The sequence below is a fragment of the Nitrococcus sp. genome, from assembly GCF_059432795.1.
Genome location: NZ_JBXWZQ010000089.1, coordinates 1 through 22964, shown reverse-complemented (window position 1 = coordinate 22964; position 22964 = coordinate 1). Strand labels below are relative to the sequence as shown.

17 protein-coding genes and 1 pseudogene are annotated in these 22964 nt (G+C 65.6%); 8 read left to right on the top strand and 10 right to left on the bottom strand.

All coding sequences use genetic code 11. The features are described 5' to 3' along the window. A pseudogene (locus tag AC52Q4_RS06940) lies at positions 1-327 on the bottom strand (urocanate hydratase); the annotation flags it as partial. Positions 328-504: 177 nt separating this feature from the next. Between AC52Q4_RS06940 and AC52Q4_RS06935 the strand changes: the two are divergent. From AC52Q4_RS06935 to AC52Q4_RS06925, 3 genes are all read left to right on the top strand, one after another. Then, positions 505-1869 (top strand): formimidoylglutamate deiminase, encoded by a 1365-nt coding sequence (locus tag AC52Q4_RS06935; RefSeq protein ID WP_495536074.1) that lies wholly within the window; start codon positions 505-507, stop codon positions 1867-1869. Positions 1870-2176: 307 nt separating this feature from the next. Beyond that, positions 2177-2671, top strand: coding sequence for a DUF7931 domain-containing protein (locus AC52Q4_RS06930; protein ID WP_495536073.1), 495 nt, complete (start codon positions 2177-2179; stop codon positions 2669-2671). An 8-nt stretch (positions 2672-2679) separates the two neighbouring features. After that, on the top strand, positions 2680-3453 hold the full coding sequence (locus AC52Q4_RS06925; protein ID WP_495536072.1) for a secretin N-terminal domain-containing protein: 774 nt from the start codon (positions 2680-2682) through the stop codon (positions 3451-3453). A 123-nt stretch (positions 3454-3576) separates the two neighbouring features. Here AC52Q4_RS06925 and AC52Q4_RS06920 read toward each other — a convergent pair whose 3' ends face one another. The 5 genes from AC52Q4_RS06920 to pdhA all read right to left on the bottom strand — a co-directional run bounded on the left by AC52Q4_RS06920 (position 3577) and on the right by pdhA (position 9223). After that, on the bottom strand, positions 3577-4209 hold the full coding sequence (locus AC52Q4_RS06920) for a hypothetical protein (protein WP_495536071.1): 633 nt from the start codon (positions 4207-4209) through the stop codon (positions 3577-3579). Between the two features lie 48 nt (positions 4210-4257). Beyond that, on the bottom strand, positions 4258-5655 hold the full coding sequence (locus tag AC52Q4_RS06915; RefSeq protein ID WP_495536070.1) for a selenium-binding family protein: 1398 nt from the start codon (positions 5653-5655) through the stop codon (positions 4258-4260). 189 nt (positions 5656-5844) lie between these two features. Further along, the gene (locus AC52Q4_RS06910; protein WP_495536069.1) at positions 5845-7005 is read right to left on the bottom strand and encodes a dihydrolipoamide acetyltransferase family protein; all 1161 of its coding nucleotides are present in this window, start codon (positions 7003-7005) and stop codon (positions 5845-5847) included. Then, positions 7002-7982: an alpha-ketoacid dehydrogenase subunit beta gene (locus AC52Q4_RS06905; protein ID WP_495536068.1), complete on the bottom strand. Its 981-nt coding sequence runs from the start codon at positions 7980-7982 to the stop codon at positions 7002-7004. Before AC52Q4_RS06905 ends, AC52Q4_RS06910 begins: the two co-directional genes overlap by 4 nt. A 173-nt stretch (positions 7983-8155) precedes the next feature. After that, positions 8156-9223, bottom strand: a complete 1068-nt coding sequence (gene pdhA, locus AC52Q4_RS06900; RefSeq protein ID WP_495536067.1) for a pyruvate dehydrogenase (acetyl-transferring) E1 component subunit alpha — start codon at positions 9221-9223, stop codon at positions 8156-8158. 286 nt (positions 9224-9509) lie between these two features. On the opposite strand from pdhA, the gene htpX reads away from it, so the two are divergent. From htpX to AC52Q4_RS06875, 5 genes are all read left to right on the top strand, one after another. Next, positions 9510-10367 (top strand): zinc metalloprotease HtpX, encoded by an 858-nt coding sequence (gene htpX / locus AC52Q4_RS06895; RefSeq protein ID WP_495536066.1) that lies wholly within the window; start codon positions 9510-9512, stop codon positions 10365-10367. A 31-nt stretch (positions 10368-10398) separates the two neighbouring features. Continuing rightward, entirely contained in the window at positions 10399-12117 is a 1719-nt protein-coding gene (gene polX / locus AC52Q4_RS06890; protein ID WP_495536065.1) for a DNA polymerase/3'-5' exonuclease PolX, read from the top strand. 194 nt (positions 12118-12311) lie between these two features. Further along, positions 12312-13607, top strand: a complete 1296-nt coding sequence (locus AC52Q4_RS06885) for an ATP-grasp domain-containing protein (RefSeq protein ID WP_495536064.1) — start codon at positions 12312-12314, stop codon at positions 13605-13607. Positions 13608-13627: 20 nt separating this feature from the next. Further along, positions 13628-15649, top strand: a complete 2022-nt coding sequence (locus tag AC52Q4_RS06880) for a CocE/NonD family hydrolase (protein WP_495536063.1) — start codon at positions 13628-13630, stop codon at positions 15647-15649. Between the two features lie 198 nt (positions 15650-15847). Further along, the gene (locus tag AC52Q4_RS06875; RefSeq protein ID WP_495536062.1) at positions 15848-17125 is read left to right on the top strand and encodes an ArgE/DapE family deacylase; all 1278 of its coding nucleotides are present in this window, start codon (positions 15848-15850) and stop codon (positions 17123-17125) included. Between the two features lie 39 nt (positions 17126-17164). On the opposite strand, the gene AC52Q4_RS06870 is transcribed toward AC52Q4_RS06875, so the two are convergent. The 4 genes from AC52Q4_RS06870 to AC52Q4_RS06855 all read right to left on the bottom strand — a co-directional run bounded on the left by AC52Q4_RS06870 (position 17165) and on the right by AC52Q4_RS06855 (position 22681). Next, a complete protein-coding gene (locus AC52Q4_RS06870) occupies positions 17165-19192 on the bottom strand; it encodes a CocE/NonD family hydrolase (protein WP_495536061.1) in 2028 nt (675 codons plus the stop codon). Between the two features lie 345 nt (positions 19193-19537). Then, positions 19538-19864, bottom strand: a complete 327-nt coding sequence (locus AC52Q4_RS06865; protein ID WP_495536060.1) for a hypothetical protein — start codon at positions 19862-19864, stop codon at positions 19538-19540. A 58-nt stretch (positions 19865-19922) separates the two neighbouring features. Then, the gene (locus AC52Q4_RS06860) at positions 19923-20684 is read right to left on the bottom strand and encodes an SDR family oxidoreductase (protein ID WP_495536059.1); all 762 of its coding nucleotides are present in this window, start codon (positions 20682-20684) and stop codon (positions 19923-19925) included. Between the two features lie 104 nt (positions 20685-20788). Then, positions 20789-22681, bottom strand: coding sequence for a PHA/PHB synthase family protein (locus tag AC52Q4_RS06855; RefSeq protein ID WP_495536058.1), 1893 nt, complete (start codon positions 22679-22681; stop codon positions 20789-20791). Positions 22682-22964: the final 283 nt, after the last annotated feature.

Here is a 22964-nt window from a genome sequence, read left to right as displayed (position 1 = left end):
GGAGTTGGCGATCAGCACGCGGGGCGCATCCGGGTGGGTCTCGAACACGCCCACCGGCTTGCCGGACTGGATCAGCAGCGTCTCGTCGGCTTCGAGGCGGCGCAACGTCGCGACAATCCGATCGTAGCATTCCCAGTTGCGCGCCGCTTTACCGATGCCGCCGTAGACGACGAGCTCGGCCGGATTCTCCGCGTTCTCCGGATCGAGATTGTTCATCAACATGCGCAGCGGCGCCTCCGTGAGCCACGACTTGGCCGTGAGAGTCGGCCCGCGCGGGGCGCGGATACAGCGTGAATCATCGCGGCGGGTGGTTTGCGTGAGGCTCATCATGCATCTCCTGGCACCGGCGGGGTCTGTCGTGCCCTCCTTCTTTTCTTTATAGTCAGGAAAGCCACGATTCGCCCCGAGCGCTGTGGTAGCCCGGTCTTGGACTGCCGAGCGCTGTCCTGGGCGGCGATTGCGGCACATCTCAGGGCAACGGGGGGCTGGCGCACCGAGGCAGCGATGCGACCGCTTTATGCAGAGCGGGTACTGTTGCCGAGCGGCTGGGCGGAGGGTGTTCGCCTGAGTCTGGATGGTAACGGCCACATTGAGCGTATCGAGCGCGACGCTGCATCGCACGGCGCCCAGCGGTTGCCCGGCCCGGTGCTTGCGGGCATGGCGAACGTCCACTCCCATGCCTTTCAGCGCGTGCTGGCCGGCCTCACGGAGATCGCCGGCCCCCATGATGACAGCTTCTGGACGTGGCGTGAGGCGCTCTACCGGCTCGTCAATCGGCTCACGCCAGGTCAACTGGAAGCCATCACCCGCTACGCTTACTTGGAAATGCTGCGCGGTGGCTATACCACGGTGGCCGAGTTCCACTACCTGCACCACGCGCCGCGGGGGCACGCTTATGCCAGCCGCGGGGAACTCGGCAAGCGGATTCTCGCCGCCGCCGATGTCGGCATTGGGTTGACCCTGCTGCCCGTGCTCTACAGTTACGCGGATTTCGGCGGCCAGCCACCGAGTGCGGCGCAGCGGCGCTTCCTGAACGATGTGACAAGCTACATGCGGCTATACGAAGAGCTCGAGCACGCCGTCGCAAATCAGCCACTCGCCGCCCTCGGCCCGGCTTTTCACTCACTGCGCGCCGTCACAGCGGTCCAGATGCACAGCATTGTGCAAGCACTGTCGCAGACCCCGATCATCCACATGCACATCGCCGAGCAGCGACGGGAGGTTGCGGCCTGTCGCGCCTGGTCCGGGCAGCGCCCGGTGGAATGGCTCATCGAGCGCTTCGCGCCCGACGAGCGCTGGTGCCTCGTCCATGCCACGCACGTCGATGCCGCGGAGTGCGCTCGCCTGGCCCGGCAGGGTGTGATCGTCGGCCTGTGTCCGACCACGGAGGCCAACCTCGGCGACGGCGTGTTTCCAGCGGAGGCGTTTCTGCGTGCCGGTGGGCGGTTCGGTATCGGCTCGGACAGCCAAGTCTCGATCAGCGTCGTCGACGAGTTGCGCTGGCTGGAATACGGTCAACGCCTGCGCGCCGAGCGGCGCAATCGTTTGTGGCATCCCGAGCGACGCTCCGTAGGCGAGAACCTTTATGCGAGCGCGGCCGAGGGGGGGAGCCGCGCCGTCGGACAACCCATCGGTGCCATCGCCGTGGGACGGCGCGCCGATCTGATTGTATTGGACGGCGAACATCCCCTGTTGACCGGCTGCCCGACGGAGCATCTGCTCAACCGCTGGCTGTTCGCCGGCGACGGCGGGCTGATTCGCGAGGTCTGGGTGGCCGGCGCGCGGGTGTTGAGCGAGGGCCAGCATCCACGCGAAGATGATATTATCGCGGCGTTCCGGCGCGCCGCCCGTCAGCTCTCAAGCCCATGACTCGCTCCGTGGGGCGCAGCTGGCGACACACCGCTTCGTGCGCAATGGGCGCGTCCGCCATCAAGGATTTGCCGGTCTCGTACCGCGCTCGCCACCCCGCCTCACCCTCGCCGATGCGAGGAGCGCGGCATGTATTCCTGAGGCAAGCCCCATTACCAGATCCCAGATCCGGCTCAGGCCGCCGCTCGCGGGCACCCCGCGCTTGCATGCTCCGCCGCTTTAGGAGAGGCTAGAGCGCAAAGCGTTCGAATTCGGACCCTGTGGGCCGGTTTCATCGGCGCTGCATGGCGCGGCGCCTGGAGTCGCCATGGACGAGACAACGCTCGGCTCGCCACAAACACTTGCCTCGCTCGAGGAGACGCGGGAAGTGGCCGTCGCCTTCGTGTGCGCCGCCCGACGCGAGGTGCACCTCTATAGCCCGGACCTGGAGCCGCGCCTCTACGATCATCAGCCCTTTTTGGATGCCCTCAGGGCACTCGCCATCTCCGGGCGCCGCGCGGGCATTTACATCCTCACTCGCGATGCCGGCCCGGCCATTACACGGGGCCATCGCCTCATTGAGCTCGCCCGGCAGCTGAGCACCTTCATCGAGATACGCCGTATCGCCGAAACGGCGCGCGAGCGCTCGGATGCATTTTTGGTGGTGGATCGCCGGGCCGTGGTGCACCGCCCGAACTGGAACCGTTACGAGGGGACGGCCGAGCCGGATGACCCGCTGCAGGCACGGTTGCTCATCCAGGAGTTCGACCCGCTATGGGAAGCGGCAACAGCCGACCCAGCGCTGCGCCGACTCCATCTCTGAGGCGGCCGATGCGCTCGCTTTCGCGCGTTGCGGCCATGCTGCTGAGCTTGCTCGGCGGTGTGGCGGCGGCGGATTTGCAAGTGGTGGAACTGCACCACCGGCTCGCCGCGGATCTACTGCCCGCTCTGACGGCGCTCGAAGAAGGCGTGGTGGTCAAGGCGGCCGGTTCGCGATTGATCCTGCGCGGCGAGCCGGCAAGCGTCAATCGGCTGCGGGAAATGGCTCGAACGCTGGATGTGCCGACGCGCTCGCTGCGCATCAGCGTGCGTCGTGTAAGCGATGCTTTGGCTACGGATGCCGGCGCCGAGGTCCAACGCGATGGCGCTAGGGTCTACCGCACGGGCTCGGCGGAGGATGCTCGCCTGATTCAGACAGTCACCACCATTGAAGGCCGCCCGGCCTTCATCGATAGCGGGCGGAGCGTGCCGATCATTAACCGCAGCGCCCTCTTCGGCGTAAACGGCGCCGCCTACACGGAACGGCGGCGCTTCCAATACTGGCCCGAGGGATTTTACGCTACCGCTCATGTCGTCGGCGAGCGCGTGAGCGTTGATATCGGCGTAGCACAAAGTGACGGCACGGTAGCGGGCGGCGAGGTTTCGCATCGCCGCATCGTGAGCACCGTCTCCGGCCGCCCTGGAGAATGGCTTTCGCTCGGAGCGGTCGGAGAAACAGCCGCGCACAATCGCTCGGGAATCGTGCGCGGCACCCGCAGCGCGCACTCGCAGGGAGAACGCCTCGACATCCGGGTCGAGATCCTGACGGCGGAGGAGCGGCGATGAGCCGCTTTGCGGTCGACGGCGGCCGCGGCTCTGCCCAATCGGCCTCACGCCAAGGAAAAGCACATGCAGGAGGGCTTTCGAGGTGTCGCCTGCCCTTTGAGCGCGGAGCGCGCTTCGCCGTGACTAAAACACGGCGAAAAGCATTGCCCCCATGCTGATTAGCGCGGCCGACCACAGCCAGTCCATGTTGATCCAGCCACGTCGCAGCACGGCAAGCCCGATCCACTCGTAAACGGCTACCGCGGTCACGCCGGTGACTCCCAACATGGCCAGGCTGTGCACCGCAACCGCGCCCAGTGCCAGCGGCAGCGTCACCACCGAAAACAGGCCGGCATGGCCATGCGCCCCTGCCCCCCAGGTGAAAAATACGGGCAGGAGCATCAAGCCGGCACCATGCGCCGTGGCCATCAGAAACGACCAGAGCATGAGACCGGCGAAACCCGCTTGCATGCCCACACGCACGCGCTGGTGATGCCCGCGCACGAAGTGGTACAGGCCCCAGGCCATCAGCAGCGCGCCGGCAACGGCTCCCACGATCCCGGGATCGAGCGCGCGACCGAGCAGTGCCGCCACGGCGAGCGTCGCGCCGATCGCCAAGGCATGGCCCAGGGCCAAGGGTACCAGCGCCAACTGCACGGCCCGGCGTTGTCCGCGATGCAGCCCCAGAGCCACCGCAAAAAGCCAGCCCATCGCGGGATTGATGCCGTGAAAGGCGCCCAGACCGATCAGCGCGATCCATGCCCAGGTATCAGCCATGGCCGCATTCCACCGGCCCCGCAAGCTCGACGCCGGCGACCACAGGCGCTACGGATAACAGAAAGAATCCGAGGAGGCGTCCCCCCCCTCGAGCCTAACCTGATGCGGACGCAGCGCCGGGTCGAAGGCGAGGAAGAAATTCGGATCCGGCTGCATACCCCCTTCGGGCTGCACATCCAGCTTGACCATCCACCCTTCCAATCCCGCGGGATAGAACTGATCGTCCCAGGCGCGGTAGAGGGAGTTGGTGAGATAAACCCGGCGGCCATCGCGACTGATCTCCACCATCTGCGGACCGCCTGCGAGCGCCCCCGAAGCCGGATGCGCCGCGCGCGAGACAATGCCGCCCAGGCGACAGGAGCCGGCCAGCACCGGGTGGAAGGGGTCGGAGACCTCGTACTGTCGTAGTTCGCCCGTACCCCAGCAGGAGACGTAGAGGAAACGATCATCAAGCGAGAGATCAATATCGGTAACCAAGGGCGGGACCGCCTTGAACGCCTTGAGCAGCGGCGGCAGCTGCTCCTCCGCCGCCGGCTCCGCTGGAATTTCGATGACTTTGCGTACCTCCCATGCGCCGTTGCCGCTCGGTTTGTACCAAAGCCACACCGAGGCCGCGAGATCCTCCAGACTGAGTACGACCCCGGCGAATCCGTAAGCGCGGGTAGGGTCATGAGCCGGTCTGAGCTCCAGTACCATCTGCTGCTGCGCGCCCAAGTCCACCGCTTGGCGGTGACGCCGGCGCTGCAGGTCCCAAAAATGCAAGTGGTGGCCATACGCGCCTTGCAGCAGCAACTCCGGTACCAAGCCCCCTTCGATCATATCCGGAGTGCCCCACTCGCTGGTCACCAGCGTGTCGTAGCCCAGATGCCACCAGGCATCGTAGGCGAAATGTTGCGGTCCGCGATCCACCTCCCAACGGCCGCGGATCTCGAACGTCTCATGGTCCATCAGAAAAATCCCGCCCGGCCCCTTGCCCTCGGCGTTTCCGAGGGCCGTTACGTAAATTCCCTCCGGTCCGCAGTGGGTGGTGTGCGGCCGAGAATAGCCGGTACGGGCCGCGAGTTCCTCGGGCTCGATGATCTTCACGAGTTGCGGCTGGCGAGGGTCCGGCTTGATATCAAACACGTGGATGCGCGAGGAGCGCAAGCCGGGCACGATCAGGTAGCGCCGCTCCATATGCGGATGGGGCGCATATGGACACAGACAGGAGCTGCAGGCATTCCAACCGAAGTGGTGGAGCTCATCCCCCCGGTTCGGCACGTCCACCTGACCGATCAGCCGAGCGTAGCTCGCGGAGCCGGGATCCACATCCACCACGCCCAGCGCGTCGGGGCGTTTCGAACCCGCGGCGTCGAGCAGCGCCACATAGGCGAGAGTCTCTGGGGGGGCCTGCATCGCCAAGCGCGGCGAAGGATAGAATGTCGGGTCAGGGGTCCATGTGGTCATCTTTTCGACCTCCCGTTAGCCAACGCGGTTTCCCACTGGTGCTCTGCCGGCGCCACGAGGTGCCATGAAACGATGAGAGCCGGCTCGATGTCGTCGCCCCCCTCCTCTCTATTCGCTTCGCCGCTTACCCTTGTTGCACATTCCCCCCTCGACCGGGTGGGTGTTGCCGCCCTGTTCCGTGCGGCGCAGTCAGCTCGGCCGTGCCAGATCGATCATCATCGCCCCCAGAAAACGCGCGGCCTCGCCACCCGTGACCGCGCGATGGTCGAACGACAGCGACAGCGGCAATACCCGATGCACAGCAGGCTTGCCGTCCACCGCGACCACCTGCGGGCGGATTTTTCCGGCGCCGATGATCGCCACCGTCGGGGGAACGACCACCGGGTCGGAATAGCGCCCGGCGATGGTGCCGAAATTGGATAGCGTAATCGTGTAGCCGCGCATCTCCGCGGGTGGAATGCTGCGTGCTTTGACATCGGCGACCAGCGCGTCCAGACCGCCGCGCAAATCCTCGGCATTCCGGTTACCCACGTCCCGCAATACCGGAACGAACAGCCCGTCCTCGCTGTCGACGGCGATGCCCAGATCGATCTTCTCCAGCAGCCGGCGGCCCATCGAGTGGCCGTCGTACCAGCCGTTGAGGCTCGGCTCCGCCCGGCAGCCGGCCACGATGCTGCGTATCAGCCGCAGCGTGATATCGGTACCCTGCGGCCAACCTTCCACGTCGACATCGTCGGACACCGTGACCGGGACGACCTCGGCGTGGGCTCGCGTCATGGTCCGAGCCATGGCCCGCCTGACGCCCCGCAGCGGCTCCAGCGGCCCGGCATCGGCGAGTGTCTGGGCGGCGCGTTGCACGTCGTCACGGGAGATGGTATCGCCCGGACCGGTGGGCGTGATGGCCGCCAAATCGACGTCCAGGCGCCGTGCCAAGGCCCGCACCGCCGGCGTCGCGCGGATGCCCCGGCTCACCTCGGCTGCCTCCTCCGCGATGACCTCGTTGCCGCTGCGCACCTCGCCGACGACGGTGGTGCTGTCGCGTGCCGCCTCGCGTGGCTCGCTCGGCGCGGCGCGCGGCGCCGCCGTGGATTGCGGCTTTTCCTGGCCTTTCGTGTCGCTATCGCCGAACACCACCAACGGATCGCCGACATGAATCACGTCGCCGCTATCGCCCAAAAGCTCCTCGATCCGCCCCGTCTGCGGACTCGGGATCTCCACGATTGCCTTGTCCGTCTCCACGGAGACCAACGGCTGATCCCGCTCGATCCTCTCCCCCACCGCGACGAACCACTCCACGATCTCGGCCTCGGCAAGCCCTTCTCCCAGATCAGGCAGCGTGAATGTGCTCATGCGAACTCCAGTGTCTTTTGTACCGTTTCCACGATGCGCTCGACCGATAGCAGATAGTGCGCCTCGAGCTTGAGCAACGGCATGATCGTGTCGTATCCCGTGACGCGGACCACCGGCGCCAGCAGATCGAGCAGGCCGTGTTCCGCGATGACGGCCGCGATCTCGGCACCGAAGCCGCCGGCGCGTGGCGCCTCGTGGATAATGACGCAGCGCCCCGTCTTCGCCACCGACTCCAATAGGGTTTCGGTATCGAGGGGCCGCAGCGTGGCAACATCGATGACCTCGGCGCGCACCCCCTGCGCGGCAAGCTGCTCGGCCGCCTGCAGGGTCTCGTGAATCGCCGCCCCCCAGGTAACCAGCGTAATATCGGTGCCGTCCCGGACCACGAAGCACACATCCAACGGCAAGGCTTCGCCGTCATCGGCCACTTCCTGCTTGGTCAGCCGATAAATCCGCTTCGGCTCCAGAAAGACCACCGGATCGGGATCGCGAATCGCCGCGAGCAACAGTCCATAAGCCCGCGCCGGAGAAGACGGGATCACCACGCGCAGCCCCGGAATGTGCGCGTACAACGCCTCGGTGCTCTCGGAATGGTGCTCAGGCGCGTGAATGCCCCCGCCGAACGGCGCCCGCATCACCATCGGACAGCTCAAACGCCCACGGGTGCGATTGCGCAGCCGACTGGCGTGGCTGATCAGCTGATCGAGCGTGGGATAGCTGAAACCCATGAACTGAATCTCGGCCACCGGGCGCAGTCCCTGTGCGGCAAGCCCCACGGCCATGCCGGCAATGAGCCCTTCCGCCAGCGGCGTATCGATCACCCGCTCGGACCCGAATCGCTGCTGCAGCCCTTCCGTGGCGCGGAAGACCCCGCCATTGACCCCGATGTCCTCACCGAGGAGCAGCACCCGGTCATCGGCAGCCATCTCATAGGCGAGCGCGGCATTCACGCCCCCAACCAAGGTCATCTCAGCCATGTCTTGCTCTCTCCCCTCGACGACTGCCGTGCATCCTAGTTGCCGAACCGCGGGACCTCATCCCGGGTCGGGCGAGCGGCGCAGGCCGGATTCTTTCCTGCTGTTGCAAAAGACAAATTGGGCTGCGCTTGAAAGTGCCCAGATCCGGACGTGAATCGAGCCTGTCCTGTTCATCATCCCTCGGAGCCGGTCAGGCTGTTCCGTTGCTCGGCATAGGCGCGCGGCAGGCTCTCGTAGAGGTAATCGAACATGCTCGCCGGCGAGGCCGGCGGCCGGTCGAGATAGACCTCCGCCGCCTGATCCGCCTCCTCTTGGCAGGCTGCCTGCAACGCCTCTTCGTCCTTCTCCGACCAGTCCCCGCTTTGCAGCAAATAGCCGCGCAATCGGTCGAGGGGGTCACGGCGCCGCCATGCCTCGACTTCCTCGGCTTTGCGGTAGCGCCGCGAGTCATCCGCCGTCGTATGATCCCCCATCCGATAGGTGAGCGCCTCGATCAGACTCGGGCCGGCACCGCTGCGGGCGCGCTCCAGGGCCTGATCGAGACGGTCCCGCACGGCGATGTAGTCGTTGCCGTCCACCTGTTCACCGGCAAAGCCGGCCGCGATGGCTTTCTGCGCCAGCGTTTGCGCCCCGCTCTGCAGCGCGCGCGGCACCGAGATGGCCCACAAGTTATTGGATACGAGAAACACCACCGGCAACTTCCAGACCCCGGCCGCGTTCATGGCCTCGTAGAAATCGCCTTTCGACGTTGCGCCATCACCGAGCAGGCAAACGGCAACACGCGGCTCCTTGCGAAGCTTGAAGGCATAAGCCACCCCGACCGCGTGCGGCGCCTGAGTCGCGATCGGCACGGCAACCGGGAAGTCCTCGCGGGCGTTTTGGAAATCCATGCCGCGCTCGTCGCCGCCCCAGTAGGCCAGTAGCTCTTCCATGCGCACGCCGCGGCTGAGATAAGCGCCGTGGTGGCGGTACATGGGCAGCAAGACGTCTTCCGGACGCATCGCCAAGCCGACACCGACAGCGATCGCCTCCTCACCGAGGCACGAGGCGAATGTCCCGAGCTGCCCCGTGCGCTGCAGGTTGATCGCCTTGCGGTCGAAGGCGCGCGCACTGGTCATGGCGCGGTAGGCCGCGATCAGCTGGGCGGGATCGCGGGCGAACTCGGGCAACGGCCCGCTCACCCGCAGCTCGTGATCCAGATAGCCGGTGTAGCCAACGTCAAACTGAGCGACGCGCTGCATACTGCCAACCTCCCGTCGGCCTGTTGATATAATTATCTGGGACCTTCTTACTTAGACAAGCTTAGATGACGCAAGCTCGCTTGCCGATAGCGGTTTTACCGCCCTGGCCTGCCTGGTCGAACCCCGCGCCGAACGCCCAAGCGGTATCGATTGATCCGCGGTCGGGCCGTGGCGGCCCTGCGGCCCGGTCAGGGCTTGAGATGCGCGGGCGCCGGTGCCATATCAGGGATCGCAACGAGCGTGGCGGATGATCTCGTCAAACCCTGAGCATCCTTGAGGAGGATCGATGAACACTCTGCGCACCACCGTTTTGCTTGCAAGCCTCACGGCACTGCTGCTGATAGCCGGCAAGGCTCTGGGCGGCAACGGCGGCATGGTCGTGGCTTTGCTCTTGGCCGTGGTGATGAACTTCGGCAGCTACTGGTTCTCGGACAAGCTGGTGTTGCGCATGTACCGGGCGCAGCCGGTCGGAGCGAGCAACGCGCCAGAGCTTTACTCGGTCGTCGAAGACCTGGCACGACGGGCTCGGATACCCATGCCCGCGGTTTACATCGTCGAGAGCGATACCCCGAACGCCTTCGCCACCGGGCGCAATCCTGAGCACGCCGCCATCGCGGCGACAACCGGGCTGATGCGCATCATGAATCGCGAGGAGCTCACCGGCGTATTGGCTCATGAGCTCAGTCACGTGCGCCATCGCGATACTCTGGTGAGCGCCATCGCAGCGACGCTGGCCGGCGCGATCACCATGCTCGCCAATATGGCGCAGTGGCTGCTCTTGTTCGGTGGGCTGAGAGGCAACGACAATGAGGGCGGTGGCGGTGTGCTGGGCACGTTGGCGATGATGATTCTGGCACCGTTTGCCGCGGTGCTGATCCAGATGGCGGTCTCGCGTTCCCGCGAGTTCGGCGCCGATCAAGGCGGCGCGGAGCTCACCGGAGACCCGCGCGGTCTGGCGAGCGCGCTGCGCAAGCTGGAGCAGGCCAACACACGCGCGCCGATCAAGACGGCGGCCGATCACCCGGCCACGGCGCATCTATTCATCGTCAATCCGCTCGGCGGGCTGAACCTGGCACGGCTATTCGCCACCCATCCGGCCACCGAAGAGCGTATCCGCCGGCTGGAGGCCATGGGCCGAGGCTGATCGAGCGCCGAGAGATACCGCGGGAGCGGGCATGGCGCTAGCGAATACGGAAATTGCCGGCTTCTTCGACAAGCTGGCGGATCTATTGGAGATCGAGGGCGCGAACCCCTTTCGGGTTCGCGCCTATCGCAACGCGGCCCGCGTCATTTCCGGCTACCCTCATGCGCTCGCCGATCGCATCGAAGCCGGCGAGCCGCTCGACGAATTGCCGGGCGTGGGCTCGGCCATCGCCGAGAAAATCCGCACGATCGTCACCACCGGGAGACTGCCGGCCCTGGACGAGGCCGCGCAACAGACGCCCGTGGCCCTGAGCGAATTGATGGAGCTGCCGGGCCTGGGGCCCAAACGGATCAAGCAGCTCTACCACGAGCTAGGGATCACAAGCGCCTCCGAGCTGGAGGACGCGGCCCGCCAAGACCGCCTCGCCTCGCTCGAGGGGTTCGGCACAAAGCTGCAGGCGAAAATTCTCGAAGCGCTGGGGCAGCGCAGCGAGTCAGGAAAGCGCACCCGGCTGGACATCGCCGAGGACCGCGCGCATCCCTTGGTGCAGCACTTGTCCGCGGTCGAGGGCGTCGACCGCGTCGTCGTGGCCGGCAGCTATCGCCGGCGCAAGGAAACGGTGGGCGACCTGGACATCCTGGTGACCTGTCAGCGCAGCGCACCCGTCATGGAGGCGCTGCACTCGTTTCACGGCGTGGAATCCGTGGTCTCGCAGGGCAAGACCCGCGCCACGATGTTCCTGAGCGGCGCCCTGCAGGTGGACGTTCGCGTGGTCCGCGAGAGCGCCTTCGGCGCCGCGCTGCACTATTTCACCGGCTCCAAGGCGCACAATATCGCAATCCGCCGCTTGGCCGTTGCCGCCGGCCTCAAGATCAATGAGTACGGCGTATTCCAGGGCGATGACCCGATCGCCGGCCAAAGCGAGGAGGAGGTCTTCGCCGCCGTCGATCTGCCCTGGATCCCCGCGGAGCTGCGTGAGGGCAACGGCGAGATCGAAGCGGCGCAAAATGCCCGCCTGCCACAGCTCATCCGGGTCGCGGACCTGCGCGGCGATACGCACAGCCACACCGTGGCCAGCGACGGGCGCGCGACGCTTTCGGCCATGGCCGAGGCGGCCCATGCGCGCGGCTACGAATACCTCGCCATCACCGATCACTCACAGCAGGCGCGGGTGGCGCGCGGTCTCGATCCCGAGCGGCTGAACCGCCACATCGAGGCCATCGAGCGTTACAACGAGAGCCAGCCCGGTATCCGGCTGCTCGCCTCCTGCGAGGTCGACATTCTCGAAGATGGCCGACTCGACGTGCCGGATGCGCTATTGGAGCGCATGGACATCGTGGTGGCGACCGTGCACTCACAGCTGCGGCTATCGCGCCGGCGGCAAATGGACCGCCTGCGCCGCGCCATGGATCAGCGGCGCGTGCACATCCTTGCTCACCCCACCGGGCGCCTTATCGACGAGCGCGAGCCCATGGATATCGACCTCGAAGCGTTGCTGGAGGCGGCCCGGGAACGCGGCGTGTGCATGGAAGTCAACGCCCAGCCCAGCCGACTGGATCTCAAGGACACGCATTGCCGTCTGGCAAAGGAGATGGGCGTGCCCCTCGTGATCGCCTCCGATGCCCACTCGACGACGGATCTGGCCAAGATCCGCTTCGGCGTCGATCAGGCCCGACGCGGCTGGATCGAGCCGTCGGACGTGCTCAACACCCGCCCACTCGCCGAGTTCCTGCAGGCCCTGCGGCGCTAGGCTACCGGGGGCGTCATCCCACCCCCAGGCGTCCGCGCCGGCCACAGCAGCGGCGGGCTGGCGAAGCATTCGAGCGTAAGCGGCTCGCCGCCCGAGACGTACACAAGGGCATCACCCGACGGGCGCCCCGCTTCGAGAGATATTGACTCCATTCGCCGAATCGGTTACCGATTCTTCCATAACGGTGGAACACGGTGGCGGTGAAGGGCTTGCGCAAGCAAGAAATCTTCGTCCTGGGCCTCAACGAGTTCAATCGGCGCAAGCTCGAGCGGCTGCCGCGCGCCGGCGAGTATCGTTTCCACGGTGTGCTCGCCCCCGAGGAGGTCCTGGAAGCGGAGCATTTCCCGATTGCCGAGCTGCTGCGCCGCGCAGGCGAGCGAATCGCCGCGTTCCCGCAGGGGCCGGATGCCGTGATCGGCTACGTCGATTTCCCTGTCAGCACCATGCTGCCCATCCTGGCGCGGCGCTTCGGGTTGCGCTCGGCCTCCCTGGAGAGTCTGCTCAAATGCGAGCACAAGTATTGGAGCCGCGTCGTTCAGCGCGAGATCGTCCCCGAGCACATACCGCGATTCGAAGCCTTCGACCCGTTCGATGACCGCTCGATCGCAGAGATCTCACTCGAATTCCCCTTCTGGATCAAGCCGGTCAAATCGGCCGGCTCCTTCCTGGGTTTCCGCGTGCACGACCGCCAGCAACTCCACGAAGCGGTCGGGATGATCCGGGAAAAAATCGCCGTGTTCTCGGAGCCATTCAACCATATTCTCGAATACCTCGAGCTGCCGCCGCAGATTGCCCGTATCGATGCCAATCATTGCCTTGCCGAGTCTCTGATCGGCGGGCGTCAATGCACGCTTGAAGGCTATGTCCTCGCCGGCGAAGTCCACATACACGGCATCGTCGATTCGATTCGGGCGCGTAATCGCTCCAGCTTTCTGCGCTACCAGTACCCCTCGCGACTGCCGCAGCGGGTGACGCGCGATATGACATCGATCGCGCAGCGGCTGCTGACGCATATCGGTTTCGACGACTGCGCTTTCAATATCGAGTTTTTCTACGACCGAAACGCCGAGCGCGTCTGGCTATTGGAGGTCAATCCGCGAATCGCTCAGCATCACAGCGAGCTCTTCGAGAAGGTGGACGGCGTCTCCAACCACGAGGTGGTGGTCGAAGTGGCGCTCGGACGACGCCCCCGTCTGCCGCACGGCGCCGGTGCTTTCCGTTACGCGGCCTGCTGTTTCCTGCGCCGCTACCGCGACGGCGTCGTCACGCGCGTGCCGAGCGCCGCCGAGATCGCCGCGCTGGAGCAGGAAATTCCAGGACTGGTAATCGAACTCCACGTCACAACGGGCACCCGTTTATCGGAGCTCACCCACCAGGACAGTTACAGCTACGTGCTCGCGCTCGCGTACTTGGGCGCCGAGGACCCGCAGGCGTTACGCGAGACCTGGCGTTACTGCCGACGCAATCTGCGCTTTGAGGTTCGCGAGTGAGGCCGGAGAACCAAGACAACATGCAAACCGTGCGTGAATTCCCCCACGCGGTGCGGGAAATGCACCACGTGTGGGTACGCGGTGCGGACGGCACTCGCCTGGCCGCCCGCATCTGGTTGCCTCAGTCGGCCGAACGCGAGCCGGTGCCGGCGATTCTCGAATACATCCCTTACCGCAAGCGCGATCTTCGAACCTATGAGGATTCGGTGACCCACCCCTACCTCGCGGGTCACGGTTACGCGGCCGTACGCGTGGATCTGCGCGGCAGCGGTGACTCGGAGGGCGTGCTGAGCGATGAGTACACGCCGCAAGAGCTTGCCGACGGCGTGGCGGTCATCGAGTGGATTGCCCGGCAGCCCTGGTGCGACGGGCGCATCGGCATGCTCGGCATCTCCTGGGGTGGTTTCAATGCGCTGCAGATCGCCGCCCTGCAGCCGCCGTCGTTGAAGACGATCATCACCGTGTGCTCCACCGACGACCGCTATGCGGATGACGTGCACTACATGGGCGGGTGCATGCTGCTGGATAATCTCTCTTGGGCGGGCGTGATGTTCGCCTACAACGCCTGCCCGCCGGATCCGGAGTGTGTGGGCGAGGCGTGGCGCGTGGCCTGGCTCGAACGCCTGCGGGGCAGCGGTTTGTGGCTGGAGGAATGGACGCGCCATCAGCGGCGGGACGACTACTGGAAACACGGCTCGGTGGCCGAGGAGTATTCCGCCATCCGCTGTCCGGTGTTTGCCGTCGGTGGCTGGGCGGATGGCTACTGTAATGCCGTCTTCCGCCTATTGAGGCATTTGCGCGTCCCTCGCAAGGGTCTGGTGGGTCCGTGGAGCCACCGCTATCCGCACCTGGGCAAGGCCGGGCCTGCCATCGGTTTTCTGCAGGAATCGCTGCGCTGGTGGGATTATTGGCTAAAGGGGAAGCCGACCGGCGTCATGGACGAACCCATGCTGCGCGCCTGGATGCAGGACAGCGTACCCCCGGCCCACCGCTACCGAACACGCCAGGGCCGCTGGGTCGTGGAAGATCGCTGGCCTTCCGCGCGTATCCGCTCACAACGCCTGGCGTTCGTGGCCGGGGGGATGGTGGCGCCTGGCACGCAGCACGCCGCCAGCGAGCTCGATATCCGCTCCCCTCTGCGCACCGGGCTCATGGCAGGCAAATGGTGTTCCTATGCGGCCGGACCGGATATGCCAGGCGATCAGCGCGAAGACGATGCCGGCTCACTCGTCTTCGACAGCGCACCGCTGGAACAAGCGCTGGAAATCCTCGGCGCGCCGCACGTAGAACTGGAGATCGCCGTTGACCGGCCATTGGCAATGGTGGCCGTGCGCTTGGGCGACCTGCACCCCGACGGGCGCGTGTGCCGCGTGAGCTATGGGCTGCTGAACCTCGCCCACCGCGATGGCCACCAGTCTCCGCAACCGCTGGAGCCGGGCCGGCGCTACCGCGTGCGGATATCACTCAAGCATATCGCCCAGCGCTTTCCAGCCGGGCACCGGGTGCGCCTGGCGCTGTCGACATCTTACTGGCCCTTGGCCTGGCCGCCGCCGGAACTGGTCCGCATGCGCCTGTATACGGCGGGCAGCAGCCTGTCACTGCCAGTCCGCGAGCCCCGTCCTGAGGATGCCCGGCTGCCCGATCTGCCGGGGCCGGCCGGCTCGCCATTGGTCGAAACGACAGCCGTAGTACCCGGCAATTACGACTGGCGCATCGAGCGTGATCTCGAAACCGATACTTCCACGCTCGAGGTGAACGACTCGGATGGGATCTACCGAATCGAAGCGACGGGCACCGAGGTCGAGATGACCGGTCAAGAGCGCTACTCGGCCCGCAACGACGATCCCCTCTCGGTGCACGGCGAAATACGCCGAACGGCGGGCTTTCGCCGCGGTGAGTGGCACGCGCATTCGCGAATGTGGATCCTAATGCGCGCCGACGCCCGGGATTTTCATATCAGCGCGCGGCTCGAGGCACGTGAGCACGAACGTCTGATTTTCGAGAACGACTGGTGTTTGCGGGTTCCACGGGACCACATCTAAGGTGTCGGTGCGCAGTAGCGCACGGGCGTCGGCAAGGATGACGGCGTATCGTGACGGCTGTCGTGCCGGCGCCGCGAGGCTTGACGCGACAGACCGGCTACCGGAAAACCGACCGCGAGAGCCCGCCAGCGCGCCGGTTGCGCTCGGTCATTTCATAAACGACTCTGTCACCGTCCCGCCGAGCGAGGGTATCTGTTTGTGAAGGATCGATCGAAACTCATCGACTCGCAGCGCGTGCATGATCGTCTGGTGGACCTCATCCGCCTGCCTTCCATCACCGGCGACGAGGAAGCCGTCGTGCGCCGAATCGCCGACTGGCTCAGCGCCGGTGGCGCCGAGCTGGACTACTGGTACGACAGCATCGCCAAGCTGGTCATCGACCCGGCTTATCCCGGCCACGAGGTGGAACGCGCATGGTTACCGGTGGTGGCGGGAATCATCCGCGGCGCGCGCCCCGGACCCACCGTTTTGTTCACCGGCCACATCGATGTGGTACCGCCCGGTGACTACAACCAATGGCGGCTCGACCCTTTCTCCGGCACACGCGATGGCGATCGGATCTACGGGCGCGGCGCCGCCGACATGAAGGGCGGCATCGTGGCGGCGCTGGAGGCGTTCGAGACCTTTGCCAGCGGGCCGCGCGACTTTCCCGGTCGAGTCGCTTTCGTCGCGGTACCCGCCGAGGAGGACAGCGGCCTCGGCACGTTGGCGGCCATCCGGCGCGGCTGGAAAGCCGATGCCGCGATCATCCCCGAGCCGACCTGCCGAGGCGGTCAGCCGGAGCTGGTCGTGGCCCATGCGGGAGCAATGTCCTGCGTCATCGAAGTCCCGGGTCTTTCCGCGCACGCGAGCGACCGCCTATCCGGGGAGAATGCGCTGGACCACTACCTGACCATTCACCAACTGCTGCGCCAAGCCGAACTCAAGCTCAACGAGTCGGAGCAGCACCCCTTAATGTGCGACCTCGCTTTGCCGTACGCGACGAACATGGGCGTCATACAAGGGGGCAGCTGGTCATCGAGCGTGATGGATCACCTGGAGGTTCAGCTGCGCGTCGGGGTCGCCTTGAACGAGACCATACCCGAGGCGCAGGCGCGCTTCGAACAGACGTTGCACGAGAGCATTCAGGGAAACGAATGGTTACGCGCCCACCCGCCCGTCCTGCATTGGAAGGCACTCGGCTTCGGCTCGGCGCAGACTTCCATCAAGCATCCGCTCGTCGACTGCCTGTGCGATGCCGCCGAGTCGGTGTTCAATGAGTCTCCAAAAATCGTCGCCGCGCCCTATGGCTGCGACATGTCCGCCTGGATTCGGCTCGCCGAGACACCTACCGTGCTGTACGGGCCGGGGGACCTGGAACAGGCGCATGCCGCCAACGAGTGGGTATCGCTCAGCACCACGGAGCAGGTCGCCCGCGCGCTGGTCCGCGCCGCGAGCGCATTGCTCGAGGTGGACCCGAAGAGTCTGCGACTGTAACCGCGCAACCGGCCACTCGGACGCGCGTCGCTCGCGTGCCTAAACCAGGTTACGTCGGATAGTGTAAGTCCAGGACCGGCAATAAATCCGACGTTCTCCCTCGAAGGCATCCAGGTAGGCATGGAGCTCGAAGGCGTCCGCTGTCGACGTAAGCAACGTGTAGGTCACGGTTCGCACCGACCAGTCACCCCGGCGCAACCCGCGCTCCCAACGGGTCTCGCCCCGTATCGAGTCGAAGTCGTCGTCGCGCGAGGAGTAGCGTTCCTCGGCCTTGATCCGGACGTCCATACCCACGTCCTTGAGGCGCACGACCCCGTCGTCGTTGATCACCTCCAGCGTCGATACATCCTCGGCGAGATCGCGATGCACATACCAGTTATGAAGCGGGGGCTCGACCATCTGGCAAATGAGCGGGGGCGTCCCTTCCGCCTCGCCGAAGGCCCGTAGCCGCTCGTCCTCGTCACGGCGGGGCCGCACCGGCAGGACGAGACTGCTCGGCCGGTCGTAGAGCGTGAGCCGCACCCGCTCCGGCGGCGGCCAGGCAAGCGGCCAATAGGAGGTCGAGATCGACAGTCGCAGGCGATGGCCCGCAGGAAAGACCTGCGCGACATCGTTAAGCTCAAGGCGAATCCGGTAACGCTCTCCCGGCTCGAGCGGCGCGGGCGCTTTGTGAGTGTCCCGATGGCAAAGGTTGAGAAGCCCGTAGGTGACGCGGGTCGCCTTGTCATCCGGCGCCACATCCGAGAGCCGTGCAGCGATCATCGCCACGGGTTTATTGGCGGAGAGTTCGAGCTCCACCACCGGCGCGCCGAGGATTTCGATCTGCTCATTGAGCGGCAGACTGTCGAAAGTCAGCGCCCCGCCGTCTTCCTCGCGTTGATCGTGCGCCAGATCGGGTCCCGAGGCATAGGAGCACCACTTGCCCGCAAACAACCCGCAGGTCAGCGGGGATTGCACCGTAAGCGTGGATTCATGCAGTGGCAGCTCGGTTTCCGCCATGACCAGCCGCCCGGGGGCCAGCGGCAGAGACAAAGTGCTGATCGTATCCGACGGCCAGAAAGGCTCGGCCACCCAGCGACCCGGTCGGTGCGCGTAGCTTGTGGTCGGCGGCACGCTGTCCTGCATCCACACCCGCAGCATCGGCTCCTCGGTGACCCCGGTTTCCTTGCCGGCAAGCCACTGGTCCCACCAGCGCAGGCACTCCTGCAGAAAACCGATCGCCGGGCCGGGCTCCCCGATGTGGGGGTACTTGTGGCTCCATGGACCGATCAAGCCCCGCCGTGGGGCTTTGAGGTGAGTCAACAGGCGAAATACCGCGTTCGAATAGCCGTCGGCCCAGCCGCTCGCGGCCAGCACCGGCGCCTCGATAGCCGCGAAATCCTCGCAAATGGAGCCGTGCTCCCAGTAAGCGTCGCGATGCGGATGCTCGAGCCAGGTGGCCAGCCACGGGTCATTGCCCTCCAGACGCTCGAGCCACATCTCCCGCCAGCGCTCTCCCACCACCTCCGGGTCCGGAGGCAAGGAGTTGTAGGCAAACATGGTGGAGGCCCAGGAGAGATTGTCGCCGAGCAGACAGCCGCCCATGTAATGCACGTCGTCGGCGTAGCGATCATCGGTCGAGCACACGGTGACCACCGCCTTGAGCTCCGGCGGCCGCCGGGCCGCAAGTTGCAGACCGTTGAAACCGCCCCAGGAGATTCCGATCACCCCGACCGAGCCGTTACACCAGGGCTGCTCCGCGATCCACCGCAGCACCGCCTCGCCGTCAGCGAGCTCCTGCTCCAAATACTCGTCGCGCAGCACGCCGCCCGAGTCTCCGCTGCCACGCAGATCGACCCGCACGCTGGCATAGCCGTGCCCGGCGAAATAGGGATGAACCGTGGCGTCTCGAACCGCGGTGCCATCCCGACGACGATACGGAATGTACTCCAGTATGGCCGGAACGGGGGTCTCCCGGGCAGTCTCCGGCAACCAAAGGCGAGCCGCGAGCTCGACCCCATCGGCCATGGGTATCCAAACGGGATCCTCCCTGCGCACCGCGAACGGGAGTTTTCGGACTCGCTTCATTGGGCCCCCTTCGATCACGACCGTTTCCCCCTCGTCCCAAAAGGGGCCTGAGGGCAAGGGAAATGGCCACAGTATCCGCTTGCGAGCGACGGCGATGCGAAAACGCACCGATTGCCGCATCACGACGGCGACGGGTCAATGCTCCCGGCCGGTTGTTTCCCCCTTCCGATGTCCCGCCGTTTTTAGATAATTCTAACCCAAAAGCCACACCGCGCGGCTAACCGGGCAGGTCGAACGTGCCCGCCGACTTCAAGGGTTCGGCGAACGAGCCACGGGGGCCGTCAGCGTCGCGCTGTTATTCGCATTCGCGCTTTCGGCCGTCCCCGTTTTTCATTTACCCGGGCGTCAGCGACGCGTGACGATATCGAGAAGCTTCGCCAGGATAAATCCGACGCCCAGGGCCGCGAAAACGCTGGCGTACGGATGCGCGCCCACCTCCTCCTCCATCTCTTCCATGGCCCGTCGGCCGCGTTCGCGCCCCGCATCCATGCCGCGCCGCAGGCGCTGACGGCGCCGCTGAAACTCATGCTCCGCGGACTCTCCCCATGCCCGCAACTCATCGCCCCCGATTTCGCGAAGCGTACGGCTGACCTCGCTCGTATCCGAGCGCAAGCGCGCCATGTCCGCCTTCAGCTTATCGAGCTCCTTTCGCAGATCGTCAGTACTCGCCATCTTAGCCTCCTTTCGTTGTTCACGTTTATCGCGACAATGCCGCGGCGACCGACACCGCTTACAATCGCAGCCCGCCGTCCACCTCGAGCACGCGGCCATTGAAGTAGTCGTTCTCAAGAAGATAGACCACGGAATGCCCTATCTCGTTCGGCTCGGCCAACCGCCCGAGCGGGGTCTTCGCCTCGATTTTCTCGCGCACCTTCGCGGGCATGTCCGAGACCATCCGCGTATTGCAGAAACCGGGGGCGATCGCGGCTACCCGGATACCATGGCGTGCCAGCTCCTCGGCCCAGGTCACGGTCATCGCCACCACGCCCGCCTTGGCGGCCGCATAGTTGGTCTGCCCGATATTCCCGGCGCGGGATATGCTCGAGACATTGACGATCACCCCACCCCGGCCGCTTTCGATCATCTTGACGGCCGCCTCGCGTGCGCAGAGGAACACCCCGCGCAGATCCACCTTGATCACCGCATCCCAGCTCTCCAGAGGCATCTTGGAGACGATCTCGCCGTCCTTGACCTTGACCAGGAGGGCATCGCGGTTGACTCCGGCATTGTTGACCACCGCATCGACACCGCCGAACTCGTCGGCAACCGTGGCGAACAGCCGTTCCACCGCCGCCTCGTCGGCCACGTCGGTCAGATAGCATCTGGCCTCCCCACCGGCCTCGCGGCACAAACGCGCCGTCTCCTGCAACATCTCCTCCTTCACGCCGGCCGCCGCAATCCGTGCGCCCCTGGCGGCGATCATCTGCGCCATTTTCTGACCCAGCCCGCGGCCCGCGCCGGTCACCACCACCGTTTTACCGTTGAGCTCCATGAGCCATCCTCCGTGCAAAAGCTCGACGCAACGGCTTTCGCCGCCGCGACACAACGTCAATCCCAGCCTCTGCGCCTCGTACGCGATAGCGCCTCACGCTCCGGTCAACGCTGCAGCACATACTGACCGGGGGCATCATCAAGCGGCGGGTAGCCACGATCCCTCGCGCCGAGCGCGGGCGGTGCGACTTTGCCGGAGCAATACTGCGCCAGCCACGCGCTCCATTCCGGCCACCACGAGCCCTCCCGCTCGGGAACCTCGCCGGCCCAGGTTTGCGGATCGACATACCCGGCGTCCGGGCGCTTGTCCGCGATCTGATACACGCGGCGCGGGTGGCCCGGCTCGCTGATGACGCCGGCGTTATGGCCGCCGCTGGTCAGAACGAAGGTGATCTCGCCGCCGGCGAGGCGGTGAATCCGGTAGACCGAGCGCCACGGCGCGATATGGTCCTTGCGGGTGCCGACCACGAACATCGGCAGCTCGATATCGCTCAGCGCGACCGTATGACCGTCGACCCGATAGCGCGCCTCGGCGAGCTCATTGGCCAGATAAAGACGGCGCAGGTACTGCGAGTGCATGCGGTAGGGCATGCGCGTGCCGTCCGTGCTCCAGGCCATCAGATCAAAGGCGCTCGCGCGCTCGCCCAGCAGATATTCCTGCACCCGCTGCGACCAGATGAGGTCGTTGGACTGCAAAAGCTGAAATACGCTCTTCATCTGCCAGTCTTCGAGGTAGCCCTGCTGCCACATGAGCTGTTCGAGGAAATGCACCTGGCTCTCGTCAATGAACAGCTCGAGCTCGCCGGCTTCCTCGAAATCGGTCAAGGCCGCGAACAGCGACACGCTCGCCAAGCGCTCGTCGCCGTCGCGCGCCATCGCCGCGACGGCGATCGAGAGCAGTGTCCCTCCCAGGCAATAGCCCACGGCATGGACTTTGCGCTCGGGGACAATGGCATTGACCGCCGCCAGCGCCTCGAGCACCCCGAGCCGCCGGTAATCCTCCAACGTGAGGTCCCGGTCCTCGCGATCCGGATTCTTCCAGGAGACCATGAAAACGCTGTGCCCTTGCCCGACCAGCCAGCGCACGAGGGAATTCTGCGGCGACAGATCGAGGATGTAGTACTTCATGATCCAAGCCGGCACGATGAGCACCGGTTCGGCCTGCACCTGCTCGGTCGTGGGCTCGTACTGAATCAGCTCGATGAGCCGGTTGCGATAGACCACCTTGCCCGGCGTGACGGCGACCGCCTGCCCGGGTGGGAACTGCTCCACCGGCCGCGGCGGTTGATCGCTGGCGAGGCGCGCAACGTCCTGCCAGTAGTGGCGAGCGCCGTCCACAAGATTCTGCCCGCCCCGCTCCAGGGTGCGGCGCAACACCTTCGGGTTGGTCGGCAGGAAATTCGACGGCGAGAACATGTCCTGAATCTGCCGGGTGGTGAAATTGACTACATCCTCGTGATGCTTGCTCACCCCGCCGATTCCGGTCGTGGCGTTGTGCCACCACTGCTGCGTGAGCAGGAAGGATTGCTGAATCACATTGAAGGGCCACTCCTGCCACGGCCCGTCCTTGAATCGCTTGTCATAGGCCAGCGGCTCGACACACGATGCGCTGTGCTGGCTCTGCATGGCGTACGGCAGATAGGCGGCGAAACGGTTTGCCTTGCGCCACGCCTTGTAGGCGAGCTGCGCCTGCTTGCCCGGCGAGGTGATCAAATGCGACCACCAGTCCCCATAGGCCAGCATCAGGGCCGCCGGTGATACCCCGGCCGTGAAGCGGCCGATCGAGTAGTGGGCGAGCCGGTCCCAGACGGCAAACATATCCTCGTGCGGCTCGGGCGCCCCCGTAGGCTCGTCGGCCTGCTCCTCCTGCCACGACGGCCGACCGGCGGACGGCTCCGGCGCCAGGGGCCGCTGCGAGCCGCCCCGTCCGCTTCGAGGGCGCGCTCGGGTTGCCGTCGACGCCTTGGGCTTGTGCGGTGCTCGGATGCGGTTAGCCATCGCAAACGCTCCCGTTGCTTGAGACTCTCTCGCCGTGACGGCTGCGCTCGACCGTCACGCTCGGTGTCTTGTTAGAGCAACGCGAGCGCCGGTTTGCTCCAAAGAGGCGCGTATTTTTGAGTACGTGCCTTCCGGATCGCGATCGATGGGCCTTTGGCGAGGCAGGTCCTGCGCACCCTTGGAGGCGTGCCGATCGTATCCTATCCTTTAGAGGAAATTTTCATGCCAGACCCTGACTCCACTCAGCCTACCGTCGCGTGTTGTGGCAGCGATGCGATGCCCC

Coding starts and splice junctions, on each gene's coding strand:
- AC52Q4_RS06905 (WP_495536068.1), bottom strand. CDS start 7,982: ATGGCTGAGATGACCTTGGTTGGGGGCGTGAATGCCGCGCTCGCCTAT.
- AC52Q4_RS06930 (WP_495536073.1), top strand. CDS start 2,177: ATGGACGAGACAACGCTCGGCTCGCCACAAACACTTGCCTCGCTCGAG.
- pdhA (WP_495536067.1), bottom strand. CDS start 9,223: ATGCAGCGCGTCGCTCAGTTTGACGTTGGCTACACCGGCTATCTGGAT.
- AC52Q4_RS06925 (WP_495536072.1), top strand. CDS start 2,680: ATGCGCTCGCTTTCGCGCGTTGCGGCCATGCTGCTGAGCTTGCTCGGC.
- AC52Q4_RS06915 (WP_495536070.1), bottom strand. CDS start 5,655: ATGACCACATGGACCCCTGACCCGACATTCTATCCTTCGCCGCGCTTG.
- htpX (WP_495536066.1), top strand. CDS start 9,510: ATGAACACTCTGCGCACCACCGTTTTGCTTGCAAGCCTCACGGCACTG.
- AC52Q4_RS06910 (WP_495536069.1), bottom strand. CDS start 7,005: ATGAGCACATTCACGCTGCCTGATCTGGGAGAAGGGCTTGCCGAGGCC.
- AC52Q4_RS06935 (WP_495536074.1), top strand. CDS start 505: ATGCGACCGCTTTATGCAGAGCGGGTACTGTTGCCGAGCGGCTGGGCG.
- AC52Q4_RS06855 (WP_495536058.1), bottom strand. CDS start 22,681: ATGGCTAACCGCATCCGAGCACCGCACAAGCCCAAGGCGTCGACGGCA.
- AC52Q4_RS06865 (WP_495536060.1), bottom strand. CDS start 19,864: ATGGCGAGTACTGACGATCTGCGAAAGGAGCTCGATAAGCTGAAGGCG.
- polX (WP_495536065.1), top strand. CDS start 10,399: ATGGCGCTAGCGAATACGGAAATTGCCGGCTTCTTCGACAAGCTGGCG.
- AC52Q4_RS06920 (WP_495536071.1), bottom strand. CDS start 4,209: ATGGCTGATACCTGGGCATGGATCGCGCTGATCGGTCTGGGCGCCTTT.
- AC52Q4_RS06870 (WP_495536061.1), bottom strand. CDS start 19,192: ATGAAGCGAGTCCGAAAACTCCCGTTCGCGGTGCGCAGGGAGGATCCC.
- AC52Q4_RS06860 (WP_495536059.1), bottom strand. CDS start 20,684: ATGGAGCTCAACGGTAAAACGGTGGTGGTGACCGGCGCGGGCCGCGGG.
- AC52Q4_RS06880 (WP_495536063.1), top strand. CDS start 13,628: ATGCAAACCGTGCGTGAATTCCCCCACGCGGTGCGGGAAATGCACCAC.